The organism is Ligilactobacillus sp. LYQ60 (genome assembly GCF_045033015.1).
Lineage (GTDB): Bacteria > Bacillota > Bacilli > Lactobacillales > Lactobacillaceae > Ligilactobacillus.
Map to the genome: position 1 here is coordinate 81,992 of NZ_JBJFZV010000003.1, position 19,282 is coordinate 101,273.

Annotated in this window: 13 protein-coding genes; 2 read left to right on the forward strand and 11 right to left on the reverse strand. The window is 46.0% G+C overall.

Annotated features, from left to right (window positions below; all coding sequences use genetic code 11):
- Positions 1-31: 31 nt before the first annotated feature.
- A complete protein-coding gene (locus ACI3EZ_RS04120) occupies positions 32-2,119 on the reverse strand; it encodes a peptidoglycan D,D-transpeptidase FtsI family protein (RefSeq protein WP_405025616.1) in 2,088 nt (695 codons plus the stop codon).
- A gap of 250 nt (positions 2,120-2,369) precedes the next feature.
- Between ACI3EZ_RS04120 and ACI3EZ_RS04125 the strand changes: the two genes are divergently transcribed.
- Positions 2,370-4,949 carry a YfhO family protein gene (locus ACI3EZ_RS04125; RefSeq protein WP_405025677.1) on the forward strand — a complete coding sequence of 860 codons (2,580 nt, stop codon included), beginning with the start codon at positions 2,370-2,372 and terminating at the stop codon, positions 4,947-4,949.
- 84 nt (positions 4,950-5,033) lie between these two features.
- Here ACI3EZ_RS04125 and ACI3EZ_RS04130 read toward each other — a convergent pair whose 3' ends face one another.
- The 9 genes from ACI3EZ_RS04130 to uvrC form a co-directional block, all read right to left on the reverse strand.
- On the reverse strand, positions 5,034-5,561 hold the full coding sequence (locus ACI3EZ_RS04130; RefSeq protein ID WP_405025617.1) for an adenine phosphoribosyltransferase: 528 nt from the start codon (positions 5,559-5,561) through the stop codon (positions 5,034-5,036).
- A 15-nt stretch (positions 5,562-5,576) separates the two neighbouring features.
- Positions 5,577-7,907, reverse strand: coding sequence for a single-stranded-DNA-specific exonuclease RecJ (gene recJ, locus ACI3EZ_RS04135; RefSeq protein ID WP_405025618.1), 2,331 nt, complete (start codon positions 7,905-7,907; stop codon positions 5,577-5,579).
- 10 nt (positions 7,908-7,917) lie between these two features.
- Positions 7,918-8,187, reverse strand: coding sequence for a lipopolysaccharide assembly LapA domain-containing protein (locus ACI3EZ_RS04140; protein WP_405025619.1), 270 nt, complete (start codon positions 8,185-8,187; stop codon positions 7,918-7,920).
- Between the two features lie 11 nt (positions 8,188-8,198).
- The gene (locus ACI3EZ_RS04145) at positions 8,199-9,008 is read right to left on the reverse strand and encodes an SDR family NAD(P)-dependent oxidoreductase (protein ID WP_405025620.1); all 810 of its coding nucleotides are present in this window, start codon (positions 9,006-9,008) and stop codon (positions 8,199-8,201) included.
- 11 nt (positions 9,009-9,019) lie between these two features.
- Positions 9,020-9,967 (reverse strand): ribonuclease Z, encoded by a 948-nt coding sequence (gene rnz / locus ACI3EZ_RS04150; protein ID WP_405024189.1) that lies wholly within the window; start codon positions 9,965-9,967, stop codon positions 9,020-9,022.
- Between the two features lie 168 nt (positions 9,968-10,135).
- Entirely contained in the window at positions 10,136-11,596 is a 1,461-nt protein-coding gene (locus ACI3EZ_RS04155; RefSeq protein WP_405025621.1) for an NCS2 family permease, read from the reverse strand.
- Between the two features lie 521 nt (positions 11,597-12,117).
- Positions 12,118-13,998 carry an acyltransferase family protein gene (locus ACI3EZ_RS04160; RefSeq protein WP_405025622.1) on the reverse strand — a complete coding sequence of 627 codons (1,881 nt, stop codon included), beginning with the start codon at positions 13,996-13,998 and terminating at the stop codon, positions 12,118-12,120.
- A 320-nt stretch (positions 13,999-14,318) separates the two neighbouring features.
- The gene (obgE, locus tag ACI3EZ_RS04165; RefSeq protein WP_405025623.1) at positions 14,319-15,620 is read right to left on the reverse strand and encodes a GTPase ObgE; all 1,302 of its coding nucleotides are present in this window, start codon (positions 15,618-15,620) and stop codon (positions 14,319-14,321) included.
- A 65-nt stretch (positions 15,621-15,685) separates the two neighbouring features.
- On the reverse strand, positions 15,686-17,461 hold the full coding sequence (gene uvrC / locus ACI3EZ_RS04170) for an excinuclease ABC subunit UvrC (RefSeq protein ID WP_405025624.1): 1,776 nt from the start codon (positions 17,459-17,461) through the stop codon (positions 15,686-15,688).
- Between the two features lie 138 nt (positions 17,462-17,599).
- On the opposite strand from uvrC, the gene ACI3EZ_RS04175 reads away from it, so the two are divergent.
- Positions 17,600-17,740 carry an SPJ_0845 family protein gene (locus ACI3EZ_RS04175; RefSeq protein WP_405025625.1) on the forward strand — a complete coding sequence of 47 codons (141 nt, stop codon included), beginning with the start codon at positions 17,600-17,602 and terminating at the stop codon, positions 17,738-17,740.
- A gap of 69 nt (positions 17,741-17,809) precedes the next feature.
- Here ACI3EZ_RS04175 and ACI3EZ_RS04180 read toward each other — a convergent pair whose 3' ends face one another.
- The gene (locus tag ACI3EZ_RS04180; RefSeq protein ID WP_405025626.1) at positions 17,810-19,189 is read right to left on the reverse strand and encodes a sodium:solute symporter family protein; all 1,380 of its coding nucleotides are present in this window, start codon (positions 19,187-19,189) and stop codon (positions 17,810-17,812) included.
- Positions 19,190-19,282: the final 93 nt, after the last annotated feature.

A 19,282-nucleotide genomic window follows, 5' to 3' on the forward strand; every position in this document is an offset into this window, starting at 1 on the left:
CAAAATCCGTTTTAATTATATCAAAGTAATTTTAGTGGAGTCCATCATTAGTTTGGACATCTTTCCAATACGCATTATAAATATCCTTCGTCGTATCCATCTCGGCAGTAAAATTCTTTACATCAGCCGAAATTCCCGGATAAACAACAATGACTACTACTTGTGGATGCTTATACGGTGCATACGACGCTGCATTGTAGGTATACGTATCATGGCCATCTGTCACAGTTTGCGCCTGTCCCGTTTTACCAGCAACTGCTGGCTTAATCTCTGCCATTGGTTTCCCAGTTATATAAGGGTTATTCCCGTGGACTACATCCCACATTCCTTCATGAATAACATTCCACTGCGCTGGTGATGCTTGTACAACGTTCAGTATTCGTGAACTAAATTTATATTGGATCGCTCCTAAGCGTCCATCCTTTGTCGGACGACGAATTGTATCCAGAACGTGTGGTTGTACCCGATATCCACCATTTGCAATAGTCGAAATATATTGGGCTAATTGCATAGTTGTATACGTATCAAATTGACCAAATCCCATATACAAAGCATTACCAATATGCTTTTCCCCAGTTTGTCCTTTCATTCCTGTTGTTTCACCTGGAATATCAATCCCTGTTTTAACTCCAAGTCCAAACTGGGCAAAGTTATTTCGTAACTGTGTAAAAATAGAAGCAGGCATTTTCAATTTCTTACCCGGGGCATACTTAAATCCTCCCATCCTCATAATTAACTTAACCATGTAATCATTAGAAGATACCTCCAATGCCTCTTGCGCCGTTAAACTCATCGTTAATGTCTTCCCATTTTGATCAAACCAAGAAGCAATCCGCGCAATTCCCTGCAAAACGATTGGCGTATCCTCAATTATATTATTTTCTGGCGTAATAACTCCGCTCTGAAGCCCCCCCATTACCATCGCAGGCTTAATTACTGAACCCATTGCAAAAGCCTGATTAATTGTTCCAAGCGCATCTGACGATTGTTTACCCGTTTTAGGGTTACGATGGACGCCAGCAATGCCAATTATTGCCCCATTATTTGGATTAATCACAACGGCATATCCTCCTTGGCATTGCGGGCTAGCTCCGGAAAGACTATTAACCTGCTTTTGGATAATCCCCTGCAAATCATTCTGAAACTTAGCGTTAATCGTTAACTGAAGGTCACTTCCGTTTTGCCCACCGTACTCTTCGACTTCTTTCTTGATCTTGTTGTTTTGAGTTTCAACCTTAATCGTCTTTCTGGTTCCTTTAAGAACGTTCTCGTACTCCGATTCGAGGTAACTAGAACCAACACTATCGTTCCGGGCGTACCCTTCGGCCAATAGTTCATTTACCTGGTTCTCGGGAAGCCCCTGTTTTTGAGTCGTTACCGTCCCGACGATACTCTTAATCGAATCCCCATTTGGATAATTCCGACTCCAACTCGTTCCCACCTGAATTCCGGGTAACTGGGCCATGTGCGCGCCGACCAGAGCCATTTCCTTATCACTGACATCCTTCGTCTTGATGTACACAGTTGATAACGATAAGGCTCCGTTCATTTTATTAAAAATCACTGCGGCATTCTGCTGCGCTGCCGATAAATTTTGTCCCAAATGATGCTGCTGAACATAATTTAATTCCGTTTTTGTCAACTTTCCGCCAGTCATCGTATTAGCACCACTAATTTTCTTCACTAGACGGGCATTATTTCTGGGATTAGCTAAGTAGTATTCAGCCTTTTGCGCGGAACTTAACGTATTTGTTTCCACGGAAAGAAACTTTCCAAGCTCGTTCGCAACCTGATACATCTGAGCACTCGTTACGTCTAATGGCTTTGTATAGGTGATTGCTCGCGAAGAGTCATTTCCTACAAGCACCTTTCCGGTTGAATCAAAAATCATTCCCCGCTGGACATTCTGGGTTTCAACCTTGGTTGAATTATTCGTTGCTTCCGCCGCAAACCGTTTACCCTGCATAATCTGTAAGTGCGCCATCTGAATAATTAGCATCACAAATAGCACAAAAACCAAAAAGAATAGAAGATTTAACCGGAACGGGACAATTGACTTGTTATCCCGCGGACTTCTCTTCCGTTGCTTAAACTTAATTTTACCGAGTGATTTCCTCATTCCGCTCTTCTCCCTCTTATCAGGGAGCCTTAAACACCCTGATTTCAGACGTTAGTTCAGAATCAATCTTACCATATTTTCATGTAACGAGTAGAACGAATTCCGATGCCTCATCCCCTAGTTAACGGAATCTATTTTTCCCTAACGTGGTAAACTAAGGAAGAATATCATCGGTAATAAACTGGAGGTTTTTACAATTAAGCGCATCAAACAGACTTTAACAGATCACTACCAGCTGATCCTAAGTTTCCTGTGCCCCGCAGTTATCATGTTGGGCTATTTCATTTATCGGCATATGGCTCCCTTTGGTTCCCAAACAATTTTAACAGTTGATTTAGGAGAACAATACGTCGATTTTTTCCGCTACTTTAAGCACATCCTGCTGCATCCAAGCGGCTTCTTCTACTCCTTCAGTAAGGCCATCGGCGGCGGGATGTTCGGTGACGTTGCGTACTACCTATTAAGCCCGTTTAACCTGATTTTGCTCTTCTTTCCAGGCAACAGCATTGTTGCAGGAATCTTATGGCTCACGGTTCTCAAATACGGTTTAGCTGGATTGGCTCTTGGGTACCTACTGAAAAAACGTAACCTACAAAGAGGCGTGTTAATCCCCGCCTTTGCAACCAGTTACGCCCTAATGGCATGGTTTGTGGCTAACCAGCTTAACTTACTTTGGCTCGACGCTGCCATTTTTCTACCACTAATCGTTTTAACCTTAATGAACATGTTAGAGGGAAAAAACAGGTATGCGTATTCCTTGATACTTGCGTTAATGCTGATCATTAACTATTACATGGGATACATGATCTGCATCTTCTTAGTGCTTTTCTTCTGCTGGTTTGAGGCAACCCGCCACATTTCACGCCAACAATTTTTTAAGGACAGCTGGTTATTTATTAAGCGTTCCCTCCTTGCTGCCGCCCTCGGGGCAATTACTCTTTTACCAACAGCCTACTCCCTGCTTAACAGTAAAGGGGCGTACACCCAGGCAATGACTACTAAGTTCCAGTTCTTCCTGCCAAAGATTATGTCCAAGATGGTCCTTGGAGCCTACAGCTTTAACCAAATGTCATGGGGGTTACCCAACGTCTTTGTCGGAAGTTTGGCCCTCTTTGGAACCATTATTTACTTCCTTACAACCCGTTTTAGTTGGCAACAACGGCTGGTTGCCTTGGCAATAAGTACGTTCCTTGTAGTCTCAATGACGTTTGATCCCCTCGTACTCTTCTGGCACGCTTTCCAATTTCCTGTTTGGTATCCGTGCCGGTTCTCATTCGTAATTAGCTTCTGGATGGTCTTTCTGGCAGCGGTAACGTTTAAAAACGAACACCTCACGGTCACATGGGGGCAAGCGAGCGTTGGCGCGCTCTTATTCGGGGGGATAATTACCTATAACTTCGTTAATATTAAGAAATTTGGTTACGTTAACTCCACTGAGCTTTACTTTTCACTAGCATTTGGAATTGCGATTCTTCTGCTTCTATTTATTCAACCGACTGATCGGTTCGTTCACCTCCGGAACATCTTGCTTTTCTGTACGGTTTTAGGCGAAATGGGAACTAATGTTATCTTCTCCCTTGGCAGTATTACGTACCTTTCAAAGAGCGACTATGACGTCCCCGCAACCCAGTTAGCCATTGATAGCCGCCAACTACATGAACTTGATAATGGATTCTACCGGGTAAGCGAGCTTTATAACCGCGACCGCAACGATGGGCTTGCCTTTAACATGAACACCGGTTCATACTTCAGCTCCGCCCTCGAAAAAGCTATCCCCGATTTCTACGGCAAAATTGGGGACCTTGATGGGGACAATAACGTTTCTTACAGTAATGGAACGGTAGTATCGGACGGGTTACTCAACATGAAGTACGCAATTGCCCCAACAACAAACCAAACCACGCCTCCGCTCAACCAGTTAACTGAAATTAACAACCTGTCGCTCTACGACCGGGTAGGCTCAACTACACATACGGCAATCTTTAAGAACCCGTATGCCGCAGGAATTGCATACGCAGCTGGTGATAAGATCAAACACATGCCAGCAATGTATGATAACCCAATTGCATACCAAAATGAGTGGTTAAATGCAGTTTTAGGGAATAAAAAGCAGCGTAGTTACTTTAAGGTTGCTGACTTTAACGGCGTTCGATACACCAACTCAACTGGCGGGAACACGCTCACTAACCGGGTCTTCTCGAAAAAGAACCAGGGTAATGACGGTAAGATTGACCTGAGTTTTGTCCCTGATTCTAATGATATTTACTACCTGACACTAGGAGCAACACTGGCGAGCCAAAATAATAACGCTACTATTTCGTTAAATGATCAACCACTTTGCCAAGATGGAAATTTCCGGCACACAGTGATTGCGAACGTTGCAAGCAAGAATAAACACCAGCAGGTGGAGGTCTCAATTGACTACACTCAACCAAGTATTCAACTCCAAAACTTTGTTCTGTACCAGATGAATAACCGTGCTGTCACCCAGGGACTTAAGGATGTTCAAAAGTATTCTCTCCACGTTACGTGGTTTAACTCCCGAAAAATTATTGGAACAATCACTGTTCCACACGATAAGCACATCGTAACAACTACCATCCCGTATTCAAAGGGTTGGCACGTTCGGGTTGATGGTCACCGGGTAAAAACCTTTAAAGTCCAACAAGCCCTCATGGCGTTTAACGTCAAGCCAGGAAAACACACTATCAAAATGACGTACACCCCACCGTTCTTCTATATGGGACTACTTGTCAGTTTCCTGGCAATCTTTTGGGTAGTATATCAATACCGTGATTCACTTAAAAGACTAAAACGGACACGTAGGTAGAAATAACCTTACAAGAAAAATAAAAAGGTGGCAACTGACTATTCAGTTGCCACCTTTTCAATATCCTTAATTAATGACATTCAACTATTCGCCAGCAAAACCCATTAATGCCAACGTGTCGTACCCCTTAATCCGCTCACGCCCCTTCAGTTGCGTAAGCTCGATTAAAAAGGCACACCCCACAACAATCCCGCCAAGTTGCTCAACAAGGTCGATCGTAGCACTAATGGTTCCGCCAGTCGCCAGCAGATCATCCGTAACAAGGACCCGCTGTCCTGGTTTAACCGCATCCCTATGCATATAAAGAGCGGAAGTTCCGTATTCTAAGCTATATTCCGCTTTCACGGTTTCACGGGGAAGCTTCCCCTTCTTCCGGGCGGGGGCAAAACCAACCCCAAGTTCATAGGCAACCGGACCGCCAACAATAAACCCCCGTGCTTCCGGTCCGACAATCATTTCAACCCCTTTGTCCTTAGCAAACTTAACAATCTGATCCGTTGCTTTCCGAAAAGCAGGGCCGTTAGCTAAGAGTGGTGAAATATCCCGGAAAACTATTCCCTTTTCCGGATAATCAGGAATACTTGCGACGTACTCTCTTAAATCTAATGACATATTTGTAATACTCCTTTACTGGGCAGCCTTTACAGCCAATTCTTGTACCAATGCCGTTAGGGCACTTACCGAACTATCCAGTAATTGATGCTCAAGCAACACCGCATCCGCCCGCGCTTTATACCGGGGTTGTACCGTCAAATCAACCGTTTGTACTGGTACTTGCGCGTCCATCAACCCCGCATTAATCGTCACTAATCCGGCATCTTGTAACACCTGAACCATAAACACCAGGTCGTTTTCCGGAAGGTGAAGGTACGCTGCCAACTCCCCGAACCGGTGCCGCACATCAACTTGGTGATGTTGCCGGGCGAACTTATAGAGTTTACCAAATTGTGCTCGACTTGGCAAACCCAGCCTCGCAGTCCCGTGATGGGCAAAAATCCGCACTACTGCTGGACACACTTCCCGCAGCACCCTTTGAAACTGATTCCGGTTAGGCGGGCAATCCACCACCGTTAGGGTTCTTACTGGATTAAGCGGCGCATTTGCCGAACAAACCGTCACGTTTTTTCGGGGTGGGAGGTGGGCTATCAGCTGGTTCGCTAACCGTTCATCAAAACACACGTAGGTCCCCGGGGTTGTAAACAATTTCGGACCCCACCGATGAATTCGGTTATCAATCACCTTAATTGGTCCAAACGACGCTTCATCAGTATCCGTCGTCATCATGTCTTTAATCATCACCTGCGGAGTAACCCGTCCCCAAAAAACGTTTTTACTCAGTTCGCCAACAATTCGAAGAGTGGCCCGTTTCCGTTTGAGCTGTGGGATTACGTCTCCAACAGAAAAGGCTACGGCATTCAGCTGCGTTTCCTGAAAAGTTACCCGAAGATGCTCTCGCTTTTTTCCCATCGCACTAATTACTGGCGGGGTTACCCCGGTAACTTCAAAGACGGGCTTAGGATTATCAGGGCCAAACGGCGCAAGCACTGCTAACTCATCAATTAGGTTTACCGTCACTTGTTGGGCCGAAAGGCGACCGCTAATGGTTAAAGGAGATTTTTCTGGCTGGGTAACTTGCGCAGAATATTCCTCATCAAGAACCGTTTGGAGATCCTGTAAGGCTTCCCTAGTACAAGCTAATCCACACGCCATATGATGCCCGCCAAAACTTGTCATCAAATCCCGGTGACCATCTAAAGCGGTAAAAAGGTTATAGGCCGCAACCGACCTCCCGGAGCCCTTCGCTTCGCCCCGCGTGCCATCATAATTCAACACCACCGTGGGGTTCCCGGTTTGTTCAACCAACCGACTCGCAACAATCCCTAAAACCCCTTCGTGCCAATCAGTTCCCCATACAACGTTTACCGCATGGGAATGTTTCTTGTGGGCTAAATACTCTCCTGCCTCGGTGGTAATTTGGTCGACCAGCTGTTTTCGTTGATCATTTAACTTCGTCAGGTGTTCTGCTAATTCCGTTGCCCGTTCTTGATCAAAGGTGGTCAGTAGTTCAACTCCCACCTGGGCTTGTTCCATTCGTCCCAACGCATTCAAGCACGGGGCTAACGTATAACTAATCGTTTCCTCATCAATCTCTTCAGGCGCAGTTTTTGTCGCCTTTAATAGCGCTTGCAAACCCGGCCGGGTGGTTGTCCGCAAAGCAGTCAACCCAAACGTCACGAGTGCGCGATTTTCGTCAATTAACGGCACAAGATCCGCCACCGTCCCCAACGCTACCAGGTCAAGGAGCTCAGCTGGTGGTTCTTCTAGGAGAGCAGAAGCCACCTTAAAGGCAACGCCTGCGCCGGATAACCCTCCAAACGGATAACGACCCGCGGGATGACGAGGATGAATGACTGCGCTTGCCGCGGGAAGCTCCCTTGGGAGTTCGTGGTGGTCGGTTACAACCACGTCCACCCCCTGCTTTGTCGTAGCCGCAATTACATCCTTTCCAGAAACACCATTATCAACGGTCACAATTAACTGCGCGCCCGCAGCAATCAACCGGTCATACGCTGCTTTATTCGGCCCGTAACCATCCTTAAACCGATCAGGAATGTAGGCTTCAACATTCGCGCCCAGCTGTTCAAGGGTTTCAACCATAATAGCAGTGCTTGTCAAACCATCAACGTCATAGTCACCGTATACCACGATTTTTTCGCCCGCGACGATGGCCTGCTTAATCCGCGCAACCCCTGCCTGCATACCATGCATCCGGAAAGGATCATGTAAATCAGTTTCCTGAGGGTGTAAAAAGTCATTAATTGCTGCAGGTGTGCGGTAACCGCGATCAACTAGAAGAGTAACCACTAACCGGCTTAGTCCCGTCTGCTGAACTAACTGCTCGTAATCAACAGCAGGATCTTCCCTTAGTGGCACCCACTTACTTTTTGCTTCAACCACAACTTACCACCTATTTATTTGTTTCCTGGGAGTTCTTCTTATTCTCCTGCTTCTTAAGCAGCTGCTTATTTTGCGTTTTCAGCCGCAAAATAGTAGGCATTGCCCCCATAAAGGTAATAATCATTCCAATAAAAAGGGTCCCCACAATAATCACCACTAACGGCAGCCGAACAGTTCCAAACAAAAAATTAACTGTTACCCGCTGAAAATTCACCATCGCAAAAATAACCACAATTAATGCAAGAAAAACAGCCCCAATCAATTTCAATTGTTGTTTCATTTTTATTACCCCTATTTCTTATTAAACACCGTTGCTGTCAACCGGTCAGCTATCCGAGGCACCCAATCATACACCCGGTGCGCCGCTTCAAATATCCACGGCGTATTCAACTCCCGTTTCCCGGTAAGAACAGCGCGGACCACCTGGCCAGCGACCTTTTCTGGCACCAGGGCTAACGGCCCTAACTGATCAAGATAATCACTTGCCACCCCTGCATGGGCAAAAAAAGACGTGCGCATTGGCCCAGGGTTAATCGTAAGCACGTGCACTCCTGTTTGCCGTAGTTCAAGGCGCAGAGCGTTTGAATACGCAATTACAGCTGCCTTGGTTGCGGCATAAACTGCCGCTTTGGGAGTCGCAATTTTCCCCGCGCTCGAAGCAACGTTCACAATCGTTCCGGAATGTCGGGTAACCATTAACCGCGCCATTTCCCGGCTAGCAATAATAGTACCAAGCGTATTAACCCGAAACATTTGCGTGGTAATTTCCGAAGACATTTCAACGGCCGGCATCATCTTGCCAACCCCCGCACAATTAATCCCAATCTCAATTGGCCCTACCTGCCGCTCAATCGTTGCAATTGTTTGCTCCACCTCACAGGAATCCGTAACATCAATAAGATACAGGGTGGCCGGTTGCCCAGATATCTGAGCACACTTTCGGGCTACCCGGGCTAGCTGCTCTTTCCTCCGGGCACAAACAACTATTCGGGCATGCTCACTAGCAAATGCATACGCAAGTTGCTCACCCAGCCCCGATGATGCTCCCATAATAAGAACGACCCGCCCTGCAATTCTTTGAGAATGGCAAAGATGATTCATCAGTTTTCCTCCTAACTGCCAGCGGAAAATGGCACCGGAATTACGTCAAAGTCCCTGACCACCCGGGTTGCTGGAAAAACATCCCGGGCATCGCGAATCAATTGCTTAATGGCCGGTCCCACGTACCGGGCAGAAATGTGCGTTAAAAGAAGCTGCTTCACCCCTTCTTCACGGGCAACCGTTGCTGCTTGAATACACGTTGAATGATAGTAGTTCCGCGCTAACCGCGCTTCCCCCTTTCCAAACGTACTTTCGTGAACAAGAACATCTGCCCCGTGAGCAAGCTGCCGGATTGTGGCTGTTTGGCGGGTATCTCCTAGAATCGTCACAACTCGGCCCTTCTTTGGCTCCCCAACGTAGTTCTTCCCTGAAATAACCCGACCATCCGGAAGCGTTACGGTCTTTCCGGCCTTCAGTTGCCCGTAGACCGGACCCGCTGGAATATTGTCAGCCTTGAGCCGCTCAACCTGAAGCTCTCCTGGATAATCTTTTTCAATCACCCGGTAGCCAACACACGGAATCCGATGGTCGAGCGGTGCATACTCCACCCGAAAATGCTCATCGTCAACGGCAATCCCCGCTTCGTTAGGCATAAATTCAACAAACTTAAGCGAATATCCTAGGTGCGTTTGGGAAACCCGCAAACTTGTTCGAACATATTCCTGAATTCCTCGGGGACCGTAAATTGTTAGCGGTCCCATCTGGCTTCCTCCCTGAAACGACCGGCTACTCAAGAAGCCTGGCAACCCAAAAATATGATCACCGTGCAGGTGCGTAATAAAGATTCGTGTGACCTTTCGCGGCCGAATTGTCGTCCGTAAAATTTGGTGTTGGGTGCCTTCACCAACGTCAAACAACCACACCGCATTACATTCATCTAACAGCTTTAATGCGGCAGCCGTAACGTTGCGGGACTTTGCCGGAGAGCCAGCGCCAGTTCCTAAAAATTCAATTTCCATTATTTTTCGTACCCTGTTTCTCTTTATTTGCCAATTAATGGCACACAAAGCTATTCTATCACGGATTTTGGCAAACCTCAGCCCGTCATAATCTTTCTCTTTATTTGCCACTGATTACTAAAAAATAACAAAGAGGTTAAGACATCCGTCTTAACCTCTCATCATAAACTATTCGATAATCGCCAATACGACAAAATTAAGAATAAACAGGGCCGTACATATCCACATCATCGGATGAATTTCTTTCACCTTCCGCTTGGCCAACTTTACAAAAATATAGAAGATGAAGCCAGCCGCGATTCCATAAGCGATGCTATAACATAGCGCCATAAATCCCGCTGCAAAGAATGCTGGAATGGCATCTTCGAGGTTCGCCCACTCAATATTAGCAAATGACGCCATCATCATTATCCCCACAACAATTAACGCCGGCGCTGTTGCCGCATCTGGCACAATCGCAACTACTGGAGCTAGCAGGCTGCTCAAGGCAAACATCACGGCGGCGGTGAGACTCGTTAATCCCGTACGCCCACCAGCACCAATTCCTGAGGCACTTTCCACAAACGTTTCAACGTTAGATGTTCCAAAAATTGCTGCAATGATTGAACCGGCCGCATCGGCAATCAACGCACGGCTCATCTTGTTATTCATCCCAATTCCCTGATCAAGGGCCTGATGATCGGTTGTCGTAAAGATTCCTGAACGCATCCCGGTTCCAATAAACGTCCCAATTGCATCAAAAATATCGGATAAACTAAAGGCGAAAATTGTCATTACCGCGAGTAACAAACGCCCCGGATGGCTCCATAATGCACCCATTCCCTGAGCACCAAAGGCAGCCCCCATCGTACTTCCGAGCTGATGAAAGGCCGTTCCCAACGAGGCGCCGGCCGCAACGTGTAGGTTAGTCACCCCAAACGGAATCCCAATAATCGTCGTGACAATAATTCCGATTAAAATTGCCCCCCGCACGTTCCACATCAACAGTACTACCATGATTAACAGTCCTAATAGTGCAACCAGCGGTGCAGCGTGGTTGAAGTTTACCAGGGCAGGAGTAGCACTACTATTGGCCACAAAAGAATGCACCCCACTGGCGTAGTGGGTTACTGCTGGATGATATGGAGCACCGTTAATGCTCGTAATCCCAGCTTTATCCACGATAAATTTGATAAAACCGGCGTTCTTTAACCCGATATACGCCACAAATAATCCAATTCCCCCACCAATCGCGTGTTGAAGAACCGGCGGAATCGCCTGAATAATCAGCTGTCGGATTTTAGTCACCGTAATCAAAACATCAATCACCCCGCACAGAAATACGAGGGCCAATCCCTGCTGCCAGGTAAATCCTAGCTGTAGAACCACGGTGTACGCAAAGAAAGTGGCAAGCCCAAGTCCTGGAGCCAACACGTACGGAACGTTTGCAAAAAATGCCATCACTAATGTGCTAATAACCGATGCAATAATGGTTGCCAGAAAAATTGCTTGACGTGGCATTCCTGTCGTTCCTAAAATATTAGGCGCAACAAATAATATGTACGACATTGCGAAGAACGTTGTTAATCCCGCAACAATTTCGGTGCTAACGGTCGTATTGTTCTCCCGCAATTTAAATAACTTATTCATCAATTCTACCCCTTATCTCACAAAACTAGTGCCATTATAGCGCAGATTCTTCGGAACTTTAAGGGAAAAAGATGCTTCGCTTTGGTATTTTAGTGTAGAACTAAGCTAATCACGAATTTTGAAAGAAGGGTCTCAAACGTTAATCCATGATTTTCTAAGCATAACCACTGGCGTCGCCCCCACAACCCCGGTCTATTACGATGCTACCCCAGCAATCCCAGTAACCCGGGGGCCCCTAATACACGACCACCTAACACTGGTTCCTACTTCCCAGCCCATCACCATTAAAGCACTCCAACACCAACTAAAGCATTACGCACCCACTTTTCACCTTGACTGGCGCGCCTCCTCGGAACAAGCCAATCAGCCAATTTTCGGTTACCGGATTGCCGCAGGAAGGTTACTTATTAAATAGCGTAAAGTAAACGGGTAAAATGAAAGATTGCAAGCCCTCGAATTAGGTAATTCGCTTGGCTTTCCCCTTCTATTCCACCCGTTTTTTGTTTGGAGTCACTATTTTACTAATTCACTGAATGATGCTTAAGAATTTGCTTAGCAACAAAGTTACTGAAGAAGTTTAGTCCATATGGATTCGGATGTACGTTATCGGCATAGAACCAATCAGTATGCCCATCACTGAACTTATACCAATTAATAATCGTTAAGTTCTTGTACTTCTTTTTGCTAGCCATTAACTTAGCATTCACTTCATTCTGCCACGATCGCGTTGGAACATGGACGTTTACCCAGTAAACGGGCCGGCTCCCCGCTAGTTGCATGATTTGTTTCATTTGATCATCCGTAAACGGCCCGTTTGTTCCTTCAACCACCAGCAAGGGCCCATTGAGTTTACCCTGCTTCTTTAGGTCTTGAAGAACCGGAATGGCCTGATCAACCTGACGCCCAACTTTCGCATTAATAAACATCTGCGGGAAAATCTTCTGCAGTGCGGCGGACGAATCCGCTAACACGGAATCACCTACTGCCGTTATTTTCATTTTTTGCGCTTGCTGTTGCTCAGCGACCGTTAACCGAATTGTCGGCGGCAGCTTAGGCCCAGAAGATTGTTGACTAGAGTTAACCGTCTGCTGACCACTCTTTCCGTGTGCCAAAGCCGCATTATGCTTATTTACCACCTGCTGGTTCTTTTGAATTGCCTGCTGCAATGCTTGACTTCCATTTTCTGGGTTAGGCTGCTGCGGTGCCGGGGAACAAAAGCCATATAGCCCCACTGCTAACAACGCAAGCACCGGGAGAACGGCTAAGCGATGCCACCCGTACCGGGAATGACGTTTGCCGAATTCGTGAATTGACGCCCGAATCTGCCCCCACTTAATCTGAGCAATCGGCTTTTCAATCAAGTGGTAGGATAAGTCACTAACTACCAGAATAAGAATAATCTCAATCAACGCGTAACCTACCGGGTGAGGAGCAACGTTGACCTTTGCTTCAAACAAAACCATCACCGGGTACTGGTACAGGTAAATCCCGTAACTCCGCTGACCAATCCACGTAAAAATCCGATTAGAAAGCGCCCGGTTCATATCCGCCCCGGGATGGGCAACCATTGCAATCAGAATGGCCGTTGCAATACAAAACAGCAACATCCCTCCCCTATATAACCATGGCCGCTCGTCGTCACAAAAACCACACATAACAACTACTACAACCAGTGCACTAAACCCTAAAAGATCAAACGTTGTCCGCCGTCCCCAATCAAGCCGGGATTTTAACCGGTTTAACGGCCAGATAATCGCCAAGGCCGCCCCGATAAAGACGGCAAAGATTCGGGTATCCGTCCCATAGTACACCCGGGATGGATCCTTTCCTGGTTGGTATAAAACAGCCATTAAAAGAGCTGATAACAACGCTAACCCCACTAAACTGAGAAACAGGGCTCCCCGCCGTTCGTGCAAAAACTTAAAGAGAAACACCATCAGGAAGGGCCAAATTACTAAAAATTGAAACTGAATCGCCATAAACCAGAGGTGGGTAAATGGGGACTGCACCCCAAACCGAGCAAAGTACGATTGATGGTGTGCAATCTCATACCAGTTATACACCCCGCAAAGATTGCTAATAACTGCTCCCCTAATATGAACCAAAAGGGACCGTTGGAAAAACGCAATATATCCCAGTGTCGCTGCTAGGACTCCTACTAAGGCTGGATACAGCCGGCGAATTCGCCGCCAATAGAAACTAAGCAGGTCGAACCGTCCAGTTGTTGTCCACTCCCGAATAATCGAGCTCGTTACCAGATATCCTGACAATACAAAGAAAATTAATACCCCCATAAAGCCACCCTTAAACTGGTAAACAAACAAGTGGTACAGAATTACAAACGCAACCGCCAGCGAACGTAACCCATCAAATCCCGTAATATACGTCTTTTTTTGCTCCATACTGTTCTCCTCACCCCGATTCAGTCTTCCAGAATCGGCTACCACCAGACAATTATAGCGCGTTCGCTTTTAGTTGAATATAACAACTTGCTGCAATTTACAGGATTTTTGTTTTCATTCTTTTCTCTAATCTCATCAAAAACTTCCAACATCATTTGACTAATAACAAACAAAAAAACGGGCAAAGAAAAGCCCAAAACCAGCCGTATTGCACAACGCACAATTTAGTGGCGTTTAAACTTATACTTATCCCGTTTATTTTTAAATTCTTGCCCACCTAAAAAAGGCACCCGAAACCATATTTTAGTGCTTATTCCGCCCTAATCAACAAATTCAAACGTAAATTTTTCAATCCGAACCAGATCGCCATTCTTGGCGCCCTGCCGCCGTAATTCATCATCAACGCCCATTCCCCGCATTTGCCGGGCAAAACGCATTAGACTCTCATCATGATTCAAATCGGTCATCTTAAAGAGTTTAAGCAGCCGCGTTCCCCCAAGAACCCAGGTCCCATCCGCGGCCTGAGTAACGGTAAAGGCCGGTTCCGTTGCTGAATCCGCCGTGTATTCAACCGGCTCCTTTTGTCCCGTAGTTGCCACCGGAAACGCCGGTGTTTGATCAAGAACATCCGCAACGTGGTGAACTAACTGATCTAATCCTTGGTGCGTAAGGGCCGAAATAGCCATAATTTCCGGAGCTTGTGGTAAGGTATGGTTCGCTGCAATCTGCTTTTTAAACCGTTCCAGGTTCACTGCTGCATCGGGCATATCCATCTTACTAGCCACAATAATCTGCGGCCGTTCCAGTAAAGCTGGGTCGTACTTTTTAAGTTCAGCGTTAATTTTCAAAAAATCCCCGTACGGATCGCGTTCCTCCGTTCCCGACATATCAACCAGGTGTAGGAGAACCCGGGTCCGCTCAATGTGCCGTAGAAATTGAATTCCTAACCCAATTCCCGCTGAGGCCCCCTCAATCAAACCAGGCATATCAGCCATAGCAAAATCCCGACCATCGTCTAGCCGAACCATTCCCAGATTCGGCACCAACGTGGTAAAGTGATACTCCGCAATTTTGGGTTTTGCACTCGTCACTACTGAAAGTAACGTCGACTTTCCCACCGACGGGAAACCAATTACCCCAACATCAGCCAGCATCTTCAATTCCAAATTAAGCGTTCGTTCCTGCCCCGGTTCGCCGTTTTCCGCGATCTCTGGTGCGGGGTTTTTCGGACTTGCAAAGTGGATGTTTCCGCGACCACCGCGGCCCCCCTTTGCAACAACCAGCTCAGCGCCCGCTTCGGTTAAATCACCTAGTACCTCTCCGGTATCAGCGTCCGTTACGGTCGTTCCCCCCGGAACAGCCACTACGAGGTTCTGAGCACCCCGACCATACATTCCCTTATTCATCCCGTTTTGTCCGGCTTTCGCCTTAAAAATGCGGTGATAGCGAAAATCCATTAGGGTGCGAAGGCCCTCATCAACCCGGAGGATGATACTGCCTCCCCGGCCACCATCACCACCGGCTGGCCCGCCGTTTGGCACAAATTTCTCCCGCCGAAAGGCAACGATCCCGTCGCCCCCTTTCCCAGCTTTTACTTGGATTTGAACGTGATCAACAAACATATCCGTCCCTCTTTTCCAGTATAATCTCTTGTCCTACTATACCAAATTCACCCACTAACCAGCTACTAAACATTTCGTAAGCTTAATTTCACTGCCTTAGCCACCTTTGTGGAAATGCCAAGGGCTTCAATTTCTTCCAGTGAAGCCTCCTCAATGTGTCTGAGGGAACCAAACTGTTTTAACAGCTTAATTCGCGTCTTCGGCCCAACCCCTTTAATCTGCTCCAAGCGAGACGATAACGAATTCTTGGAACGCAGTTGCCGGTGAAACGTAATTGCAAACCGGTGAACCTCGTCTTGAATTCGCTGTAACAGGTAAAACGCCTCACTTTTGGGGTCCAACTGAACTTTCTGGTACTGTCCGTTCATCAGGTCAGCCGTTTTATGGTGCGTGTTTTTCACCATTCCCGCAACTGGAATCGTTAGTCCCAACTGATTTTCAAGAACGTCCTGGGCGGCCGCAACTTGTGTCTCCGCACCATCCATGAGAATTAAATCCGGCAGCTCACTGTGCTCCTTTAATATCCGGCTGTACCGCCGGTAAATTACTTCCCGGGTACTAGCAGCCTCGTCCGCATGGTCAACATCGCGTAACTTATACTTCCGGTATTCCTTCTTATTTGGTTGCCCGTCAATAAAACACACCATCGCTGAGACGGGATCCTGCCCCTGAATGTGAGAGTGGTCAAACGCCTCAACCCGGTGCCCATGAGGTAAATGCAAAACATCCATCAACTCATCCATCGCACCCACCGTCTTCCGATTATCTAGCTCTAATAACCGAAACTTCTCTTCCAAAACTAACCGGGAGTTTTTCTGAGCCATTTCAAGGAGGGAACGCTTTTGTCCGCGCACTGGAGTGCGCACCGGGATTCCGAGTAAATCACTCAACATTTTTGTATCCAAACTGGCTGGAACTAATAGTTCCTTAGGCTTTATTCGGTTACGTTGCTGGTACAACTGAAGGATAAACGATGTCATTTCCGCTTCCGGCGTATCTACACACGGAAAAAGTCGTTTTTCCCGCTTCATTAACCGGGCTTGTCGGATTGAGAAAATTTGCAACGATAGCCATCCCTTATCCATGTAATATCCGATTACATCCCGGGGAGTATTATCGTTGGAAATAATCTTTTGCTTTTCGACCGTCATCGCCACATACTTAAGCTGATCCCGAAGCTCCGCGGCCCGCTCGAATTCGAGGTTAGCGGCCGCTTTTTCCATTTTTGTCCGTAGCTCCCGCTTTATTTGCCCAACATTTCCGTTCAAAAAACTCTTAATTTTTTCGATATTCTTCGCGTACGCTTCCGGAGGAACGGTCTTAAAACACGCTCCTAAGCACTGTCCCATATGGTAGTACAGGCATGGCCGTCCTTGACGCCCCGAACAGTGCCTTAACGGATAAACCTTCTCCAGCAGGTGCAGCGTTTCGGTAGCCGCATAAACGTTCGGGTACGGTCCAAAGTAGAAGCCACCATCCCGCTTTATCTGACTAACAATCTTTAGCTGGGGATCCCGTTCGTTTGTAATCTTAATGTACGGATAACCCGTTCCCTGTTTAAGCTTAATGTTATAGTAGGGCTTATGCTTCTGGATCAGCGTGATTTCCAAGAGAAAAGCTTCCTTATCGGTCGACGTAATAATTGTTTCAAAGTCCCTAATTTGGGAGACCAACCGCGCTGTCTTCCCTTCATGGGAACTCTTAAAGTACGACCGCACCCGATTCTTTAAGTTTTTAGCCTTTCCCACGTAAATAATGTGCCCGTTAACATCCTTCATCAGGTAACATCCCGGTAAATCTGGCAAGAGCTTTAATTTATTTTCAATGTGTTGGGTTACCATAAAACCTATAACCTCCCTTCGTAATAATTAATCTCACCTGATTATAACGCGAATAAAATTCCGTTCAAAAATTCTCGTTTGCGCTTTATTTATAAAACTGGTACGCTAACGCTGATAATTATCAAAGGAGGAATCACGATGGGATTAAAAATTACCCGGGACGCTAACCTAGACAAACTATTTGACCAATTTGCCATCGGCCCTGATGACCAGAAGCGGGGAAAAGATGAGCGGAAGCCTAAAACTTCCGCTAAAAAAGAAAGCAATCCCAAAAAATAATTAAAAGGACGTCTTCATATCAATAACTAATTGAAGATGTCCTTTTATTTTTATTACTTAATTATAAACCTAACGTATAGCAACTCGTTTAAACGTATTCCCGACAACCATTACAATCATAGGAGTGATAAGCGCAATATAGGTATCATTAATTCCAAATGGATTTCCTAAAATAAACCATACTGTTGTTAATACCGTCGTCCCAATGAGCGCTGCATTAGCAGTTTTTGTCGAATTAAATGTTGGAAGATAAAAAGCCATTACAGCCACTATCGCAATGGAAACACGTAAGGCCTTAGCAAAAAAAGATAACGCCAAAATATTTGGAACATAAAACATAAAAATGAGCGGAAGTAATCCTACTATTACAGAAGTAATTCTAGTTACCCGAAGCTGTTTATCTGGTTCAGGGTGACAACGGGGAATATAAAAATCATTAATAAATAAAGCTACTACTGCTAAACCACACGAGCTAACCCCAACAAAAACCCCTGCAAGTAATCCAATAGAACATATTACTGCAGCAATTATATTCATATGACCTAGAAAAACGGGCAAAGCATATAGCGGATTAATTCGCGGGAAAAGAAACCGAGCAATAACACCAATTATCCCCAATAAAATACCAAAAGGTAGCACTAAGAGGCATGCACTATAGGCAGCTCGTTGTGCGTTTCGAGCACTTGAAGTGGATGCGATTGCTTGAGCAATCGTTTGAGTAGAAAAGATTGCCCCAATAGAAGTAAGAATCCAACCAACGATTGTTCCTACCCCTACTTTCCCGGTAATCGTAAAATAATAATGAGGCAATCCTATACCTACTTGGTGCATTCCATGAGACATGCGCCAAGCAACTACCGCAATAATTAATACACAAAGATATTTCATCACAGTATGAATCAATGTAGTACGTGCAACGCTTTTCATCCCACCAATACTAAAGTAAATAGTGCTAACAACCGCAATCAATAACATCGCAATTGGCAACCTTGTCCCCAAAATTTCGTGCAATACACTTGCTCCGCTAATATAAGTGTTTAAATTCAACATTAACATTGCATAAATCATTATTAAGGACACAATTAATTGCGTCGAACGACCATATTTTTCCCTAATTGCACCCGAGATTGTAAAACTCCCTGTCCCATACAAACGTTTTACAAAAAAGAGTCCGTACAGAAGAAACCCTATTCCAGCAGCAATTAAGGACCAACTTGCTGCTAGTCCCCCTGTAAATGCCCGTTGAGGAGTACCGATAATCGCCATAATTCCGTTATAATTCGAAAAAATCATTATACCAACAACTATGAACGAAAGCTGCCGCCCCCCTTGCATAAAATCCTCGTTGGAATTCCCCCGCCAGCGATAACTTAACCAAGCAGTAACAACAATATAACAGGTAACCGCAACTAAAACGATCATGGCTATGCTATGGCGCATAAATGTCATTATCTCGCCCCCTATTCAAGAAAAGCGTTGCTACCGTTTAATCACGTGCAGCAACGCTTTAAACGTCAAAAGTCTATATGACGCTAGCTATCC